The 17,223-nt window shown below is 72.4% G+C and carries 11 protein-coding genes; 5 read left to right on the top strand and 6 right to left on the bottom strand.

Translation table 11 applies throughout. The annotated features are described in order from the left end of the window. Nucleotides 1–29: 29 nt before the first annotated feature. Nucleotides 30–1,121, bottom strand: a complete 1,092-nt coding sequence (locus tag B2W79_RS06445; RefSeq protein WP_292788007.1) for a YlbL family protein — start codon at nt 1,119–1,121, stop codon at nt 30–32. 118 nt (nt 1,122–1,239) lie between these two features. On the opposite strand from B2W79_RS06445, the gene B2W79_RS06440 reads away from it, so the two are divergent. Continuing rightward, a complete protein-coding gene (locus tag B2W79_RS06440) occupies nt 1,240–2,640 on the top strand; it encodes a zinc-dependent metalloprotease (protein WP_071328228.1) in 1,401 nt (466 codons plus the stop codon). A gap of 828 nt (nt 2,641–3,468) precedes the next feature. On the opposite strand, the gene B2W79_RS06435 is transcribed toward B2W79_RS06440, so the two are convergent. After that, on the bottom strand, nt 3,469–5,190 hold the full coding sequence (locus B2W79_RS06435; RefSeq protein WP_292788003.1) for an ATP-dependent helicase: 1,722 nt from the start codon (nt 5,188–5,190) through the stop codon (nt 3,469–3,471). Beyond that, on the bottom strand, nt 5,187–6,068 hold the full coding sequence (nudC, locus tag B2W79_RS06430) for an NAD(+) diphosphatase (protein WP_071328226.1): 882 nt from the start codon (nt 6,066–6,068) through the stop codon (nt 5,187–5,189). Before nudC ends, B2W79_RS06435 begins: the two co-directional genes overlap by 4 nt. A 64-nt stretch (nt 6,069–6,132) precedes the next feature. Between nudC and B2W79_RS06425 the strand changes: the two genes are divergently transcribed. Beyond that, nucleotides 6,133–7,482, top strand: a complete 1,350-nt coding sequence (locus B2W79_RS06425) for a hypothetical protein (RefSeq protein ID WP_292788001.1) — start codon at nt 6,133–6,135, stop codon at nt 7,480–7,482. Here B2W79_RS06425 and B2W79_RS06420 read toward each other — a convergent pair. Together B2W79_RS06420 and B2W79_RS06415 are read right to left on the bottom strand one after the other, a co-directional pair. Then, on the bottom strand, nt 7,428–10,910 hold the full coding sequence (locus tag B2W79_RS06420) for an ATP-dependent DNA helicase (protein WP_292788000.1): 3,483 nt from the start codon (nt 10,908–10,910) through the stop codon (nt 7,428–7,430). The two genes, B2W79_RS06425 and B2W79_RS06420, sit on opposite strands and share 55 nt — an antisense overlap. After that, nucleotides 10,907–14,116 carry an ATP-dependent helicase gene (locus tag B2W79_RS06415; RefSeq protein ID WP_292787998.1) on the bottom strand — a complete coding sequence of 1,070 codons (3,210 nt, stop codon included), beginning with the start codon at nt 14,114–14,116 and terminating at the stop codon, nt 10,907–10,909. Before B2W79_RS06415 ends, B2W79_RS06420 begins: the two co-directional genes overlap by 4 nt. Nucleotides 14,117–14,267: 151 nt before the next feature. Here B2W79_RS06415 and B2W79_RS06410 point away from each other — a divergent pair, with 151 nt between their 5' ends. Beyond that, a complete protein-coding gene (locus B2W79_RS06410; protein ID WP_025102974.1) occupies nt 14,268–14,492 on the top strand; it encodes a DUF3107 domain-containing protein in 225 nt (74 codons plus the stop codon). 7 nt (nt 14,493–14,499) lie between these two features. After that, the gene (locus B2W79_RS06405) at nt 14,500–14,787 is read left to right on the top strand and encodes a hypothetical protein (RefSeq protein ID WP_292787994.1); all 288 of its coding nucleotides are present in this window, start codon (nt 14,500–14,502) and stop codon (nt 14,785–14,787) included. Nucleotide 14,788: 1 nt separating this feature from the next. On the opposite strand, the gene B2W79_RS06400 is transcribed toward B2W79_RS06405, so the two are convergent. Further along, the gene (locus B2W79_RS06400; protein WP_292787992.1) at nt 14,789–15,502 is read right to left on the bottom strand and encodes a ferritin-like fold-containing protein; all 714 of its coding nucleotides are present in this window, start codon (nt 15,500–15,502) and stop codon (nt 14,789–14,791) included. A gap of 193 nt (nt 15,503–15,695) precedes the next feature. On the opposite strand from B2W79_RS06400, the gene B2W79_RS06395 reads away from it, so the two are divergent. After that, the gene (locus B2W79_RS06395; RefSeq protein WP_071328221.1) at nt 15,696–17,216 is read left to right on the top strand and encodes a DEAD/DEAH box helicase; all 1,521 of its coding nucleotides are present in this window, start codon (nt 15,696–15,698) and stop codon (nt 17,214–17,216) included. Nucleotides 17,217–17,223: the final 7 nt, after the last annotated feature.

Below are 17,223 nucleotides of genomic sequence, written 5' to 3'. Positions count from 1 at the left end.
GTCACGGCGGGGTCACGACCCGCGCCGACTCAGGTGGTCGGGACGTCGCAGGTCGGCAGCGCGTCGACGTCGCCGTCCTCCGCGATGACCTCCAGCGCCGCGAGCGATTCGTCGAGGGTCGCAGTGCGGATGACCTGCAGGCCGTCCGGGACGTGCCCCACGACCTCATCGCAGTTGGCCTCCGGCGCGAGGAAGTAGTCCGCGCCGGCGTCGCGAGCACCGTAGAGCTTCTGGCGGATGCCGCCGATCGGGCCGACGGTCCCCTCGGCATCGATCGTGCCCGTACCCGCGACCTCCTTGCCGCCGTTCAGCTCGCCCGGCGTGAGGGTGTCGATGATCCCGAGGGCGAACATCATCCCCGCGCTGGGGCCGCCGACGTTGTCGAGCTGGATCGTGACGTCGACCTCGAAGTCGTAGTCCGTGCGCAACGTGATGCCGATCAGCCACGTCGTCGTGCCGTCCTGCGTCTGCTCCTCCGGCGTGATCTCGACGGTCTGCTCGTCGCCGTCGCGGCGCACCGTGAGCGCGACCGGATCGCCGCCCGCCTCCTGGATGGCTTCGCGGAGTGCGGTCGCCGAGGTGACGGGCGTGCCGTCGATCGCGGTGATGACATCATCCGCCTGCAGCAGGCCGTCGGCCGGCGACCCTTCGACAGCGTCCACCACCACGACCTCGGCTCCGGTGTCGTAGCCGAGCTCGTTCAGCGCGGCGGCGGTCGCCTCGTGCTGCGAGTCGACCATGAGCATCGCGTTCCGCTCGTCCCGCTGCTCGGTGGTCACACCCTCGGGGAACACCGCGTCCAGCGGCACGACGGCCCGAGACGCGTCCATCCACGCGAGAGCGAGCTCGAACCAGCTCGGCGTCCGTTCCCGGTTGCCGACCACCTGGACGGTCGTCAGGTCGAGCGTCCCGCCCGTCTCGTACGTCTCGGTCCCCTCGACGCTGATGAGCGGGACCTGCTCGCCGTCGGCGTTCTTCGCCGTGCCGAGGGTGTCGTACACGGGGCCCGGACGCTGGATCACATACGGCGACGGCAGGAAGGTGAGGACGGCGAGCGCGGCGAGCGCGACCACCAATGCCCAGACACCGAGTCCGAGCTTCCCTGCGCGCGGTCGTTCCACAGCAATCCTCCGTCGTTCGCGAGCGGCGTACAGCGATCTGCCCGCTTCGGGGTCGCGCACTGAAACCTGTGACTAGCGTAGATGCCACGGCTTCAGACGTGCTGAGAGGGCGAGCGAGATGGCAGACAACGAACCGAACCCGGAGGACTTCCAGGAGTTCCTGCGACGGATGCTCTCGAACCAGGGCGGCGGAGACATCGACCCCGAGGCGCTGCGCGACGCGTTCCAGGGAATGGACGGCTTCACGTTCGACCCCGCGATGATGCAGACGATCATGGCGCAGCTTCAGGGCGCCTTCGGCGGCGACCCATGGGAGAACTCCCTGCGGCAGGCCCTGCACATCGCGAACCGCGAGGGCCAGGGCATCGGAGACGGCTCGCGGTCCTCCCTCGCCGACTCGTTCGCTCTCGCCGGCCTCTGGCTGGGCGAGGCGACCACCATCTCCGAGCTCGCGGACCCGCCGGTGGCGATGACCCGCGGCGAATGGGTCGAGAAGACGCTGCCGGTGTGGAAGGAGATCGCGGACCCCGTGTCCACCAGCATCGCCGACGCGCTGACGGCTGCCCTCGACACCCAGGTGCCGGAGGAGATGCGCGGCGTGGTGCAGGGGGCGGGACGCCTGATGCGGGGCCTCGGCGGCTCGGTCTTCGCCGCCCAGTTCGGGCAGGTGCTCGGCAACCTCTCCCTCGAGGTCGTCTCCGGCGGCGATGTCGGCATCCCCGTGCTGCCGGCGGGAACGGCCGCCGTGATCCCGCAGAACCTCACCGCTTTCGGGGAGGGGCTCGAGATCCCCGCGGATCAGATCGCCCTCTACGTGGCGACGCGCGAGCTCGCGTATGCCCGCCTGTACCGGCACGCCAAGTGGCTGCACCTGCATGTGATGGCGCAGATCACCGACTTCGCCCGGGGCGTCACGGTCGACGTCGACGCTCTGGAGGATGTGGCGAGCCGCCTCGACCCCTCGAACCCCGAGGAGCTGCGCGCGGCGATCGAGGGCGGCGCCCTCCTCCCCACACAGACCGAGGCGCAGCGCGAAGCCCTCGCCCGGCTGGAGAACCTCATCGCGACGATCGACGGGTGGGTCGACGTCGTCACCGCGGACGCCACCTCCCGGCTGCCGGACGGCGGCAGGATCGCCGAGGCGGCGCGGCGTCGGCGTGCGGTCGGCGGTCCCGCCGAGGACGCTCTGGGCGCGCTGGTCGGGCTCAAAATCCGACCGCGACGCATCCGGGAGGCCTCGGCCATGTGGCGTGCGGTCACCGACGCCGTCGGTGTCGAGGCCCGGGACTCCCTGTGGGACTACCCGGACCTCATGCCCACCGCAGAGGACATCGACGACCCGACAGCGCTGATCGCCCGCCTTCAGGCCGCTGAGCGCGGCGAGCAGCCGGTGGCCGACGAGTTCGACGAGGCCCTTGCCCGCCTGCTGGACGGCGACGACTTCTCCGGGGAGACGCCCACGGAGAGCGCCGACGACCGCGGCGACGACGACGCTCCCGAGGGTGACCGCCCGGTCTGAGCCAGCACTATGCGTGGTCGGGGACGGCGGGTCACTCTCCCTCCCCGACCGCGGACGGCCCGCCAATTTCTCCACCGATCCCTCGAACCGGCCTGCGGCCCCGTGCGGCTCCGCAGAATCGAGGGGTGCCGCTCTCCCCGACGACCCTGACCCGTCTCGATCCCGCATTCCCGCTGCTCTGGCGTGACGGGACGACCCTCCAGATCGGCGACGACGGCGGCATCCGGGTGCCGGCGTCCGCACCGTGGGTCGAACGGCTCCTCAGCCGCATGCGCGGCGGTTTCCGGCTCAGCTCCTTCGACGTCATCGCGCATCGCGCCGGCGCGCCGTGGGCTGAGGCCCGACGGCTGCTGGCCGCCGTCGAACCGGCCCTGAGGGACGAGCCCGACCGACCGCGCACGGCCCGGGTCTCCGCGCTCGGCCTCACCGACGCCCGCGCTGCGGGGCGCCTGTGCGAGACGCTCGCCGACGAAGGGGTACCGCTCGCGGAGGCGGAGGCGCGGGCGTCGACGGTGGTCGCCGTCGTCCTCGTCCCCGGTGCGGCAGCCGCCGTGCAGTTCGCCCCGATGCTGCGCGCCGACCACCCGCACCTCCCGATCGCCGTCGAGCCGGGGCGGATCACCGTGGGGCCGCTCGTGGTCCCCGGGCTGACGCCGTGTCTGAGCTGCCGGGATGCCGAGGACACGGCGCGCGACCCGGCCTGGCCACTGATCCACGCTCAGCTCGTGGGCCGTGACCCCGGGCGCCTCACGCTCGCCAGGGTGGCGTCGGCGGGTGCTGTCGCGGCGCACCTCCTGGCCGCGACCGATCCGGCGCGCATCGGCCGGATCAGCGCGGACGGCGTGATCGTGTGGCGTTCGGTGCGGTTTCGCGCAGAATGCCTGTGCCGCGACCCGTCGTCCCCATCTCCGCCAGGAACCGGGACGGTGCCCGTTCGCCGCGCCCTGCCGATCGCGCCCACGAGAGCTCCAGCGTGCGCGCAGCCCGCGTGATCCCGACGTACGCGAGGCGTCGCTCCTCATCGACGGCCTCGAACGTCGTCGCGTACGAGATGGGGAGAGACCCCTCCGCCCATCCGGCGAGGTAGACATGCGGCCACTCGAGGCCCTTCGCCGCATGCAGCGTCGAGAGGGTCACCGTCCGCATGGTCGGCTCGTGCTGATCCTTGGCACGGGCCATGAGCTCGTCGCTGAACGACCGGAGCGTCGTCTCCGGACCCGCCTCCTCGGCGAGCCGCAAGATCGCCCGGCGCGCCTCCCAGCCGTCGCGCTGCGCTCCCCCGGCGGTCGGCGGCTCCTCGGTCAGCCCCAGCTCCCGAAGCACGCGCTGCACCCCGGGCAGGAATCCGTGCTCGGTCGGCGCCACGGCGGCAGCTCGAAGCGCGAGGATCGCTTGACGCACCTCCGGCATGGCGAAGAACCGCGTGCCGCCGAGCACTGAGGTGGCGATCCCTTCGGCGGCGAGCGCCTGCTGGAGCACCGCGGACTGCGCGTGGGCCCGGTACAGCACGGCGATCTCCGCCGGCGAGGCGCCGTCGGCGATGCGGGCGGCGACACCGGCCGCGATGCCTGCGGCCTCCTCGGCCTCCGAGTCGTAGGCCGTGATCGTCGGCGGCTCGGCGGTGAACCGCTCCCGGGCGGGGATCAGCTCCAACGCCCCGGGGCGACCGCGCATCAGCGCGTTCGCCGCCGTCAGGATAGGAGCCTGCGACCGATAGTTGGTCTCCAGTCGCACGACCGTCGCATCCGGATGCCGCCGCTCGAAATCGAGCAGGAACCGCTGGTCGGCTCCGGCGAAGGAGTAGATCGTCTGGCTGGCGTCGCCGACGACGCAGATGTCGTGACGGTCCCCCAGCCACAGCTCCAGAAGCCGGTTCTGCAGCGGCGACACGTCCTGGAACTCGTCGACCGTGAAGTGCCGGTACTGCTCGTGGACGGCCGCTGCGACGCGCGGCTCGGTCTCCAGCATCCCCGCGCACGCGAGCAGCACGTCCTCGAAGTCGAGTTGGTGACGCTCGTCCTTGAGCGCCTCGTAGCCGCGCATCAACTCCACGAGCTGCGTGGGGTCGACCCCGCTGACCGGGCGTCCGAGCTCGGCGTACCGGTCGATCGAGATCATCGACACCTTCCGCCACTCGATCTCCGACGCGATGTCGCGCAGGGTCGCCGTTCGAGGACGCAGGCGGAGGGCATCGGCGGCCTGGCCGAGCATACGCACCTTGTTGTCGATGATCGACGGCGCGGGAGCCCCCGCCAGCGTGGGCCAGAAGAAGTTGAGCTGCGCGAGAGCGGCGGCATGGAAGGTGCGAGCCGCGACACCCTCGATCCCCAGGGCACGGAGGCGACCGCGGAGCTCGCCGGCAGCCTTCGCGGTGAAGGTCACCGCCATCACGCGCGACGGAGAGTAGGCACCGGTATCCACCCCGTGCGCGATGCGGTGGGTGATGACCCTGGTCTTGCCCGTACCGGCACCCGCCAGCACCGCCACCGGTCCTCGCAGCACGGAAGCGGCCGCTCGCTGCCGCTCGTCGAGGGCATCGAGTGCGCTCACGGGCGATCCTCGAACCAGTCGACGATGAGAGCGCGCGCGATCGACGCGGGCCCCGGCAGCCCGACGGGGCCGTCCCCGGCGAGCGCGGAACCGATCTCCGCCCGTGTGAACCAGCGCACGTCGATGATCTCCTCACCGTCGGCCCTGGCCGCCGATTCATCCTCCACGACGGCGCGGAAGCCGATCATGAGCGAGCGCGGGAAGGGCCACGGCTGGGAGGAGATGTAGCGCAGCGCCGAGAGGCGCACACCGGACTCCTCCTCGATCTCCCGGTGCACGGTGGCCTCGAGGGACTCGCCCGCCTCGGTGAAACCCGCGAAGCAGGAGTACATGCGTCCGCCCCAGTTGGCGTTGGCACCGAGCAGCAGCCGCTCGCCGTCCGCGCTCTCGACGGCGACGATCACGGCAGGATCGGTCCGCGGGAAGTGCTCGCGCCCGCACACCAGGCACCGCCGAGACCAGCCCGCGTTGCGCAGCTCCGTCCCTCCGCCGCAGGTCGGGCAGAACGGGGCGTCGCGGAGCCAGCCGGCCAGTGCGACCGCGGCGACGAGCACCTCGGACTCCCCGGCGTCGAGACGCCCGCCCAGGTCGCGGAGTCCGAGCCAGATCTCATCCGGCGCGGTGTCGAGGGCATCGGTCTCCGGCGGGAGCGCGGCGAGCAGGAGCGCGCCGCCGTCCGCATCCCGGCCGAGCAGCGCCCATGTCCCGTCCGCGACCTCGTCCGCGGAGACGCGCAGCAGCGCGGAGGCTGCCACACGCACCCGTCCCTCCCGGACGACGACGACGCGCGAGCCCGCGTCGTCGCGCAGACGCTCGATCACGCCCTCCTCCTCGCGGAGTTCGGCGGCGCGGTCGAAGAACGGGCGCGGAATGCTCATCGACTCCCTCTTTCACGGGCGTGGCGGAGGCGGGACCGCCCCTGAGCCGACCTACCCTGGGGGCATGGGACGCTCTCCATTCACTCTAGCCGCGGCGGTGACGGCCGCACTTCCCGGCGCGGAGGTCACGGGCACCCGGGCACTCACCGCGGACGGCGACGGGCGCTTCGACTCCGCCGTCGCCTCCCTCGCCGACGGCCGGGAACTCGCGATCCGCGTGGCGGACGACGACGACGCGGCGCGGGAGCTGGCGGCAGAGGCCCTGGCGCTGCGAGCGCTCACCGACGGCGCCCGCGCCATGCTGCCGTTCCGCGCGCCCGGCTACATCGGCGAGACCCGGGTGGGCGAAGGGCGCGCGCTGGTGACCGAGCTGCTCCCCGGCTTCCAGATCGAAGCGGCGATGGTGCCAGCCGGACGCGGGGCCGCAGAGTCCATGGGTGCGGCGATCGCCGCCGTGCACGCACTGCCGACGTCGGTCGTGCGCGGCGCCGGGCTGGTGATGCGCAGCGCGGAGGAGAGCCGCGCCGAGCTGGAGCGGCTCGTCGACACCGCGGCAGCCACGGGACGCGTCCCCGCCCGCCTCACGGTGCGGTGGCGGGACGCGGTCGCCGACGACGACCTCTGGCGCTTCGAGTCGACGGTCATCCTCGGCGGCGCGCAGGCCACGTCGTTCCTCTTCGACGATCATCCCGAGCGCGGTCCCGAGGTCACCGGCGTGATCGGCTGGCACGGTCTGGCCGTCGGCGATCCGGCGCTCGACCTGTCCTGGCTGTCCGCGGCTCCCGACGCCGCGGCCGACGTGCACGGCTCGTATGCCCGCGCCATGGATCGCACTCCCGACGCCGGCCTCGAGGTTCGCGCGCGCCTGCTCGCCGAACTGGAGTTCGCGCGCTGGCTCGTCCACGGCGACGCCTTGCGGCGCGAGGACATCGTGGAGGACGCCGCGGCACTGCTCGATGCTCTGGCCGACGGCCTGCGCCATGACGACCTCGGCGTGCCAGGCGATCGACGCTCGGATGTCGACTCCGCGATGGACGCGCTCGACCGGGTGCCGGCAGCGGCCGCTCCCGAGGTGGACACCTCGATGCAGACCGACGCCTACAACCCCGAAGAGCTCTGGGCGGCGGAGGCGGACGACGCCGACCGCGATGCCCCGGTCGATGTGTCGGCCGACCGGGATGCGCCTGCGGGAGCACCGTCTCAACCCGACGCGGAGCACCGCGCCGCCGTGGCGGGCATCGAGACCGAGGACCTCTCCGGCGTCGCACATGCGTTCGCCGAGACGCGAGGGAGCGGACGAAGCGAGTCGCCCGCCTTCGCCTCGTCCCCGGCAGCGGACGACGACGACTCCGAAGAGGCTCAGCGCGCGGCGCGGGCGGCGCTCCAGCGCTGGAAGAGCTCCTCCTCGGAGTAGACGCGATCCCCGCGGATGACGAGGTCATCGGCCACGTAGTACAGCGCCACGTCGATGTCCTCCAGCGGGACGCCGAAGCGCCGATGGTACGCGAGCCGATAGAGGGCGAGCTGCAGCATCCGCTCCTCGCGCTCCTGTGGCGTCCGTGGCGCCCGTCCGGTCTTCCAGTCCACGATCTCGATCCGTCCGCCGCGGTCGGCGCGTCGGTACACCGCGTCGAGCTTGCAGATCACGATGTGCGCGTCCGTAGCTGAGTGCAGGCCCGGGAGGCCGGCCCCCAGCGCGAAGTCGATCTCGATCTCCACGGCGAGCGGCTGCAACGGGCCCCACTCGCTCCGCTCGAAGGTCTCCTGCAGCGCAGCGAGGTCGGCGGCGTCCGCAGCAGCACCGGATGCGGGAGCGCCCGGGGCGGTGTCGCCCTCCGGCTGGTCCTCGTCGATCTCCCAGAGCGCCTCATCGACCCGGGTCCCGACACCGACGAGTTCGGAGCGCTGCTCGACCCACGCGTGGAACAGGGTCCCCAGACGGGTCTGGCGGTACGGACGCTCCGGCATCGGACGCACGAGCGAGGACAGGGTGCCGGTGTAGTCGGTGACGTAGTCCTTGAACCGGGAGGCGGGCACGCGGGTGGGAGCTTGCGCGTCCGTCCCGCGTTGGCGGGCTGCGCGCTCGTCCAGCAGCCGACGCAGTTCTTCCGTCGGCACGATCGCGTCGTCCTGGAGGGCCTCTCCGACGGCCGCGGCCGCGGCACTGACCACCCCACGCCGCCCGCCGAGCGGATCGAGCGGCCAGTGCAGCGTGGCCCCGGGGCCGTCGTACGGGTTCTCATCCGGATCGACCGGCGGGATCTCGTCGAGTCCGAGGACGTCGATGGCTTCCTGCAGGTACGGACTCGGGGTGCGTGGTGCCTTCTGGCCCGCCCAGTGCGCCCCGCTGAGCAGCAGGTCGCTCCTCGCGCGGGTGATCGCCACGTAGGCGAGACGACGCTCCTCCTGTCGCTGGTACTCCCGGTAGGCGTCCTTGAACCGCTTGAGGGCGCCGCCGTGCGGATTCGCCTTCGTCGCGCCGCCGGACAGCGATGCCTGGGCGAGCTTCTGCCGCTTGCCGGGATCGGTCTCGCCCTCCATCGCCTCCTCCGGATCCCAGGTGAAGCGCGGAAGCGCGTCGCGGTCTCCGCGCAGCGCGAAGGGCACGACCCCGAACCCGAACCACCCGGAGGTGTCGGACACACGCCCCGGCAGCTCGTCGATGACGAGGCGCACGACCGCGACGGCATCCCACTCCAGGCCCTTCGACCCGTGGATCGTGAGCAGCTGCACGACCCCGGGCTCCGGCGGCTCCGGACGCGGCATCAGCTCGTCGGTGCTCTCCGCCTTGTCGAGCCAGGCCAGCAGGCTGCCGATCGTGCCACGTTCATCGGCGGCGAGGAACGCGCGCACCTCGTCAGCGAACGCGCGCAACTGGGTGGCCGCGACGCGCGCCGGTCCTCGTGTCTCGTTGGCGGCGAGCTCGATGTCGAGCCTGAGCTCCAGCTCGATGAGCCGGATGAGCTCCGGGATGGGCTGGGACGACGCGCGGCGCAGGCGCTCCAGCATCTCCCCGGCAGCCCGGATCCGGGCGCGCCCCTCCGGGGTGATGCCCTCCAGCAGGCGATAGTCGTCGCGCACTGCTCGCACGATGTCGACCGCGTCCACGATGGAGACGGCCTCATCGGCGCCACGGGAGGAGCGCAGCCGCGCCCGCACCTCCTCAGGGAGGGGCATGAGGGCGGTGTCGCGCTCCGCGAGCGCGCGCCCCAGCTCGTAGAGCGCCGCCATATCGGCCACCCCGACGCCGAAGCGGGGGCCGGTGAGGAGCCGGATCAGCGCCGAACCGGCGGTCGGATCGTGCACCACCCGCAGCGTCGAGACCACGTCGACGACCTCGGGCGTGGCGAGGAGTCCGCCCAGTCCGAGGATGCGGTGCGGGATCCCCCGCGCGGCGAGCGCGCCGGCGAAGGTCTGCATGTGGCGCTTGGACCGGAACAGGATCGCGCCGGTGTGCGGGGAGGCCGAGGTCGCGTCGTGGGCGGCGCGGCGCTCGGCGAACCAGGCCGCGACCTCGGCGGCCTCATCGTCGACCGTGAACGGGTAGCGCACCCCGACCGTGCCCTCCCCCGCGCCCGGCCGCGGCTCCAGCGGCGGGACGTCGAGTCCCGGACGCTGGAGCGGCTCGAGGACCCGGTTGGCGACATCGAGGATGCTCCGGTCGTTGCGCCAGCTCGTCATGAGGCTGTAGGTGCGCACCCCTCCCGCGCTCGAGAACGACCGGGGGAACGCGTAGAGGTTGTCGGCGCTGGCCCCGCGCCAGCCGTAGATCGACTGATGCGGATCGCCGACGGCCATCACGGCCGTGTCGCGGAACAGCTCCGCGAGGAAGCGCGTCTGGATCACGGAGGTGTCCTGGTACTCGTCCAACAGCACGACCCGATGCTGCTCGCGGAGCTCGGCGCGGACATCCGGGGCCGACTCGACGATGTCGAACGCGCCGGACACCTGGTCGGCGAAGTCGAGCACCCCGCGCCGGTCCTTCTCGGCGATGTAGTCGCGGACCAGACGGGTCAGGGTCGACAGGCTTCGGAGGTTGACCGCCGCCTTCTCGACGTCGGCGTGGGAGCGGTAGGGCTCGAACGCCGCGGCCTGCGCCGCGGCGAGGCGCTCGGCGTCCGCGAGGTCGACCCGGTGATCGAGAGCCTCGCCGGCGAGCCGCTGCACGGCGTCGATGACCGTTCCCAGGGCGTAGTCGACCTCCTCCAGCTCCGGGAGGTCGCTGCGGAGCACGACCTCCCGCGCCAGCATCCAGGACGCTGCCTGGCTGAGCATCGCCACATCGGGGTCCCGACCGATGCGCGCGGCGTGCTCGCGGACGATGCCGTCCGCGAAGGCGTTGTAGGTCGACACGCGAGGGCGGATGAGGAGGTCCTCGGCCGTGCGGACCGCGCCGGACTCCTCGCCCGTGCCGTAGTGCCGCGCGAGGTCGTCGAGGACGTGGGCGCGCACGAGCTCCCGCTGACGCCCCGGCGCAGCCCCCGCCACCCGACGCAGCGCCTCTCCGGCGACGATCTCCGGGAGATGCGGGAGCAGGCCCCGCCGACCGTACTCGTCGACGACGGCGAGGCGGGCGCCGATGCGCTCCGCCAGCTCCCCCGCCGCCTTGCGGGTGAAGGTGAGGCCGAGGACCTCGTCCCGGCGGACGAGCCCGTTCGCGACGAGCCAGACCACCCGGGACGACATGGTCTCCGTCTTGCCGCTGCCCGCCCCGGCGACGACGAGAGCGGGCTCGAGCGGGGCCTCGATCACCTGCTGCTGGGCGGGAGTCGGGGTCGGGAGTCCGAGCGCGGCGGCGATATCGGTCGCCGAGAGCACGGCGTCCGGGGTTCCTGCGGTCATGCGCTCACCGCCGGCACGGTGTGGATGCGGCACGGATGCACTCGGCGCTGCGTGTCCGCGCAGTGCGCCTCGACCTGGGCCGTGAAACTCGCCGCCGACATGCCGCGGGCGACCTCGGCGACCCGGTTCAGGAACTGCGACCGGGCCTCGCCGTCCAGCGCGTGCTGGTGCGCGACCCGGTAGTCGCTCTTGGCCAACGTCTTCGAGACGATGACGAGACGCGCGCCCCCGAGCGAGGCCGGCGCGGCCCCCGGCACGAGGCCCTCCTGCACCGCGATCTGATAGGCCGCCAGCTGGGCGTGAGCGACCACGCCGCCGTCCGACTCCGGATCGGTCTTCCCGGTCTTGAGGTCGACGACCACCGTGGTCCCCTCCGGCCCGCCGGCCATCGACTGCCAGCCGCGGCCGCGGGCCGGGCCATGCTCGCCCGCCCCGGGCGGGTACGCCTCGACCCGGTCGATGTAGCCGTGCACGATGGCACGGTGACCGCGGTCCTCGCCCACCGGGTGCACGGTGGGCTCGGCGGTCGCACCGGACACATCGACGGCGAACCGGAACTCCACCTCGCTGCCGAGGAGACGACCGCCGTCTCGCCTCACCTCCCCGAGATAGCTGTGCAACCGGTCGACGAACAGGTCGGCGCGACGGCGCTCCTTGCGACCGATCCACGCCGTCTCGAAGTCGAGCTCCGGCCAGTGCTCCTCGACGACCTCGCGCATGCGCTCGAGGTCGCCGTCCGGAACGCGCTCCATCGCCTCGTGGATGATCGTGCCGATACCGGCCGTCGGCGGCATGACGGTGTCACCTCCGAGGGCCGAGACGACCCAGTTGAGGCCGCACTCCTCGTACGACTCCACAGCTGACGGAGACACCCGTGCCCCGTTCGCGGCGAGATCGCGCAGCGGCGCAGCCGTCGACGGCGCCGTGACCCCGTACCAGTCGTGCGGATGAGCTCCGGGCACCCCCTCCCGGGCGAGGACGGCGAGCTGGGCGGCCGCCCCGCGCCGCGCGGATTCGGTTGGCGTCGTGGTGAGCACCCGACGGTATCGCGCGACCAGCCCGCGCAGCGTGAGCGGGTGCTCCGCGGAGGCATGGCGCTCCGGCGGCTCCGGCGGCGGAAGGAACCCGAAGAAGGCGCTGGGCGTCAGATCGTCGTCGTCGACGGCGGTGATGAGCAGCCGGTGGCGGGCGCGCGAGATCGCCCGTACGAACAGCCGCAGCTCGTCGTGGAGCGCGGCGCGGCGCCGGTCGAGGACATCCGGCACCTGGGCCGGCAGGCCGGAGCGGGCCGCGGTCACCGTGTCCGCCAGCCGCCAGGTCTGCAGGAGCCCACCGCGCAGCCGCACGTTGGGCCAGACGCCGTCCTGGACCCCTGCGACGACCACGGCGTCGAACTCCGTGCCGAGCGCGGTGGCCGGCGTGAGCAGTGTGACCGTGCCCGGACGCTCGGGCGACGACAGCGTGTCTTCCGGCACCTCGCTGTCGAGGATGTCGCGCACGAAGACCTCCGGGCGCTCGTTCGGGGTGCGCTCGACGAAGCGCTTGGCCGCGTCGAAGAGGGCCACGAGGGCGTCGAGCGACCGCGCGGTCTCGGCGCCGGTGGGCAGCAGCGAGATCTCCCGCCACGCGACCTGCAGCCGCCGCCCGTCGACGGCCCTGGCCTGCTCCCAGATGCGCCACAGGAGATCATGGATCGTCTCGCCCTCCGCCGCGGCACGGGCGACGCCCGCCACGGTCTCGGCGAAGCGCTCGGCGGTCCGTGACTCCGGAGCGTCGATGAGGGTGAGGGTGGCCGGTTCCGACATCGCCGCGCGCAGGAGCTCGCGCGCCGGAGTCGAGCCGCCCTGCCCGAGTTCGAGGTGGCGGAGCCGCGCGCGCAGCCGGCGGAGCGCGATCGCGTCCATGCCCCCGAACGGTGTGCGCAGCGCCTCCTCCCAGGCCCCAACCGTGCGCTCCTCGTCCGGGGTCAACGCGAGCCGCACGATGCCGACGATGTCGCGCACGATCCCCTCGCTGCCGAGCGGGCGCTGCACTCCCGCGGCCCTCGTCGGGATCTCGCGCGCGGCGAGCTCGGTCTCCAGGGCCGTCACCTGACGGGTGTCGTGGGCGATGACCGCCATCCGGTCCCACGGGATGCCGGCGCTGAGGTGCCAGTCGCGCATGACCCCGGCGATGCGATCGAACTCCTCGTAGGGCGACGGCGCGAGGAAGGTCGAGACCTCGGCCTCGTCGTCCCCCGCGACCGGGGCGGGCGCGCGGCGGTGCTCGACCCGTCCGGACACGCCGATCGCCTGCGTCACCGTACGCGTCAGCGCGGTCAGCAGCGGGCGCTGGCGATGGGCGCCGTCGAGCACGTGCACGGTGCCGAGCGCACCGGCGAGCTGGGCGAACAGCTCGGGACTCGCGCCCCGGAAGGCGCCGGAGGAGATGTCGGGGTCGCCGAAGGCCTGGACCGCGATGCCGCGGTCGAGGAGGGCGCGCACCACGCCGATCCCGCCGCGCGTCAGCTCCTGGGCGTCGTCGATGAGCACCACGCGCAGGGGTGCCAGCGCTCCGAGCGTCGCGGCGTCCGCCGTACGGAGGATCCCCGCCGCCTCACCGAGGAGGTCGGCGGCGTCGCGGTGGGCGGACCGCAGGGCGTCGAGCACGGTGCGGTACTCCTCCACGAAGTCGGCGGCCGCCGTCCAGACCGCATCACCGGTGGCACGCAGCTCCGCCGGGCTCGCCCCCAGCTCCGTGCACTCCGCGAGGAAGGCGCGGAGTTCGGAGCGGAAGCCCTTCGACGCACGGACGGGTTCGCTGAGCGCCGGGGGCCAGACGATCCGACCGTCTTCGACGTCGCCCGCCAGCAGCTCGGCGATGATGCGATCCTGGTCGGCGCCGGTGAGCAGCGCCGGAGGCTCAGCCCCCTCCCGGACCATCGCGCCGCGGACGAGCTGAAATGCGAACGACCCGAGCGATCGGGCCAGCGGGCCCGGCGTCGCCTGGCCGATGCGCACGCCGATGCGGTCGCGCAGCGCGGTCGCCGCCTGCCTGCTCGGGGTGAGCGCCAGCACCTCCTCCGGCGGCAGTCCCTCGACCTCGAGAAGCTGCACGACCCGGTCGACGAGCGTGCGCGTCTTACCCGTGCCGGGGGCGCCGATCACGACGCCGGACGCGGTCGGCGACGCCGTGATCACGGCTCGCTGGGCGGCATCCGACATCATCCCTCCACGCTATCGGGAGGCGCGGACATCGGCGTCGGGGGCGAGGCCCGTCACCGGATGTGCGCTCAGGGCGAAACGGCCGCCGCCGCCGGTCTCCGCTGCTCGCCGCGCGATAGAGTTGGCCGAGTCCGACGACCTTCAAGGAGCATCCGTGGAAATCCGCATCGGCATCATCAACACCGGCCGCGAGCTGAGCTTCGACACCGCTGCCACGGCGGACGAGGTCCGCACCCAGGTCTCCGCGGCACTCGAGCAGAGCGCCTCGCACCTGAGCTTCGCCGATGTGAAGGGCAACTCCTACATCGTGCCGACCGCGAACCTCGCCTACATCGAGCTGGGCACCGAGGAGTCGCGTCGCGTGGGCTTCGTCGCCTGACCCGCGCATGTACATCCTCCTCGCCCTCGTCGGCGCGTGCGTTCTCGGCATCGCCGCGCACTTCCTGATCGGCGGTCGCGAACGCCGTGGCGTCGCCCTCGCCCCGGCGATCGCGACCGCCGTCTCGGCGATCGTCTACACGAGCCTGCAATGGGCCGGCGTGGGCGAGGACAGCGTCTGGCTATGGCTCGCGAGCGTCCTCGGCGCGGCGGTGGTCGCGGCGCTGGTGACCGGGGCGCTCACCGCCGCGCGTCGACGCGGTGACGCGCAGGCGAAGGCCGCGCTCGGGATCTGAGCTAGGACGCGAGTCCCATCGCATCCATGCGTCGGGCGTGCGCTCCCATCAGCTCGGTGTACACCGGCTCGATGCGGGCTTCCTCCACGGCGAGGATCTCCGGCCGCAGCGCCGCACGGCAGACGAGGATGGTGTCGCCCACGAGACGCCGTGCCCACATGGACAGCAGCGAACGCCACTCCTCGTCGCTCTCGATCGTCTCCTGGATGATCGCGACGATCTCGTGGCGCGCATCGTCCTCGCGCAGGATCTCGGCGACGCGCCGCCCTGTCTCGCCGTAGCTCGAGGCGAGCGCGAGGTAGAAGTCGTCGAGCATGCCCGCCGTGATGTAGACGGCGAGCAGGGTCTCACGCGGGCGCGCCCCGATGGTCTTGCGCCGGAACGCGTCCAGATGCTCGCGGAACGGGAGCATGAGCTGCGTCGGGTCCTGACCGCGTGCCGCGATGATGTCGACGATGCCCCGGTGCTTGGTGAGCGCGGCGCCGGCGGCCCGGGACAGCGACTCCTTCTCGGCCAGCTCGGGAGTCGCGCGGATGAGCCGCGTCAGCGTCTCGAAGTAGCCCAGCTGCAGGTAGGCCGCCTGGCCGAGGAACCGGTCCAGCTCCGGCGCCAACTCCGCGAAGTCGACGCGCGTCGCATCGCCCTGCTCGCCCCGGCTGCGCAGCGCCAGGGTGCGTCGCGGCGCGGCATCGCGCTGCCAGAACCACTTAACCACGAGGTGTTCCTCCCGAGTCGGCCACGTCGTTCACAATACTCGGGCGACGACGTCCTCCCTGCCCCGAGCCCCCGCTCCGGTAGGCTGGGCGTGTCCCCGCCGTCGGAGCGGGGCCCCGCGCCTGTGGCACACGAGACGGCGTGGCTCCGTTACGAGGCGATCGCACGGTCGCCGGACAGGCATCTGAACAACAGTGACAAGTTTCGCCGAACTCGGCATCGATCAGGACATCGTCGACGCACTGGCTGCGAAGGGCATCGTCGATGCCTTCCCGATCCAGGAGCAGACCATCCCCCTCGGCCTCCCGGGGCAGGACATCATCGGGCAGGCCAAGACCGGAACCGGCAAGACCTTCGGCTTCGGCATCCCGGTGGTGCAGCGACTCGGGAAGGACCCAGAGCCGGGCGTCAAGGCCCTCATCGTCGTCCCCACCCGCGAGCTTGCGGTGCAGGTCTACGAGGACATCGACCTCCTCACGAGCAACCGCTCCACGAGCGTCGTCGCCATCTACGGCGGCAAGGCCTACGAGGGACAGATCGACCAGCTCAAGGCCGGGGCGCAGATCGTCGTCGGCACGCCGGGTCGCCTCATCGACCTCGCCGGCCAGCGCCTGCTCGATCTCTCGAACGCGACCGAGGTCGTGCTCGACGAGGCCGACAAGATGCTCGATCTCGGCTTCCTCGCCGACATCGAGAAGATCTTCCAGAAGGTGCCGGCAGTGCGGCACACCCAGCTCTTCTCGGCGACCATGCCCGGTCCGATCGTCGCGCTCGCGCGGCGGTTCATGACCAGCCCCATCCACATCCGCGCCAACGACCCGGACGAGGGTCTGACGCAGGCGAACATCAAGCATCTCGTCTACCGCGCGCACTCGCTCGACAAGGACGAGGTCATCGCCCGCATCCTGCAGGCCGAGGGACGCGGCAAGACCGTGATCTTCACGCGGACGAAGCGTGCGGCGCAGCGACTCGTCGACGAGCTCACCGACCGCGGCTTCAACGTGGGCGGCGTGCACGGCGACATGGGCCAGGATCAGCGCGAGCGCTCCATGGCCGCGTTCAAGGCGGGCAAGAAGGACGTCCTCGTGGCGACCGATGTCGCCGCGCGTGGCATCGACGTGGATGACGTCACGCACGTCATCAACCACACGATCCCCGACGAGGAGAAGACGTACCTGCACCGCGCGGGACGTACCGGCCGCGCGGGGAAGACCGGCATCGCCGTCACGTTCGTCGACTGGGAGGACCTGCACAAGTGGGCCCTCATCAACCGTGCCCTTGAGTTCGGCCAGCCCGAGCCCATCGAGACCTACTCCTCGAGCCCGCACCTCTACACCGACCTCGACATCCCCGAGGGGACGAAGGGGCGGCTCGTGAGCGCTCCGAAGAAGGAGGCGGTCAAGACCGAGCGCACCCGTCGTCCGGAGCGCGCCGCTGATGCCGCCGCCGAAGGCTCCGCGGAGGGCGGCACGCGCCGCCGTCGCCGCCGCCGCACGGGTTCCACGCCCGTCGGCTCGACCTTCGCCGACGGGGCGAGCGAGGGCGGCTCCGCCGAGGGCTCGACCGCGCAGGCCGCCGACCGCAGCGCCGAGGGTGCCGGCACGCACGACGGCGCCGGCAAGGAGCACCACGACGGCAAGCCCGCTCCGGCACGTCGTCGCCGCCGTCGTCGCGGCGGCTCCGGCACCGGAGCGGCACCCGTCACGGGCGCCTGATCCGCAT

Source organism: Microbacterium sp. UBA7513 (genome assembly GCF_002478345.1).
Taxonomy (GTDB): Bacteria; Actinomycetota; Actinomycetes; order Actinomycetales; family Microbacteriaceae; genus Microbacterium.
The sequence above is the reverse complement of the archived record's forward strand: the minus strand, read 5'-3'. Positions and strand labels throughout refer to the sequence as shown.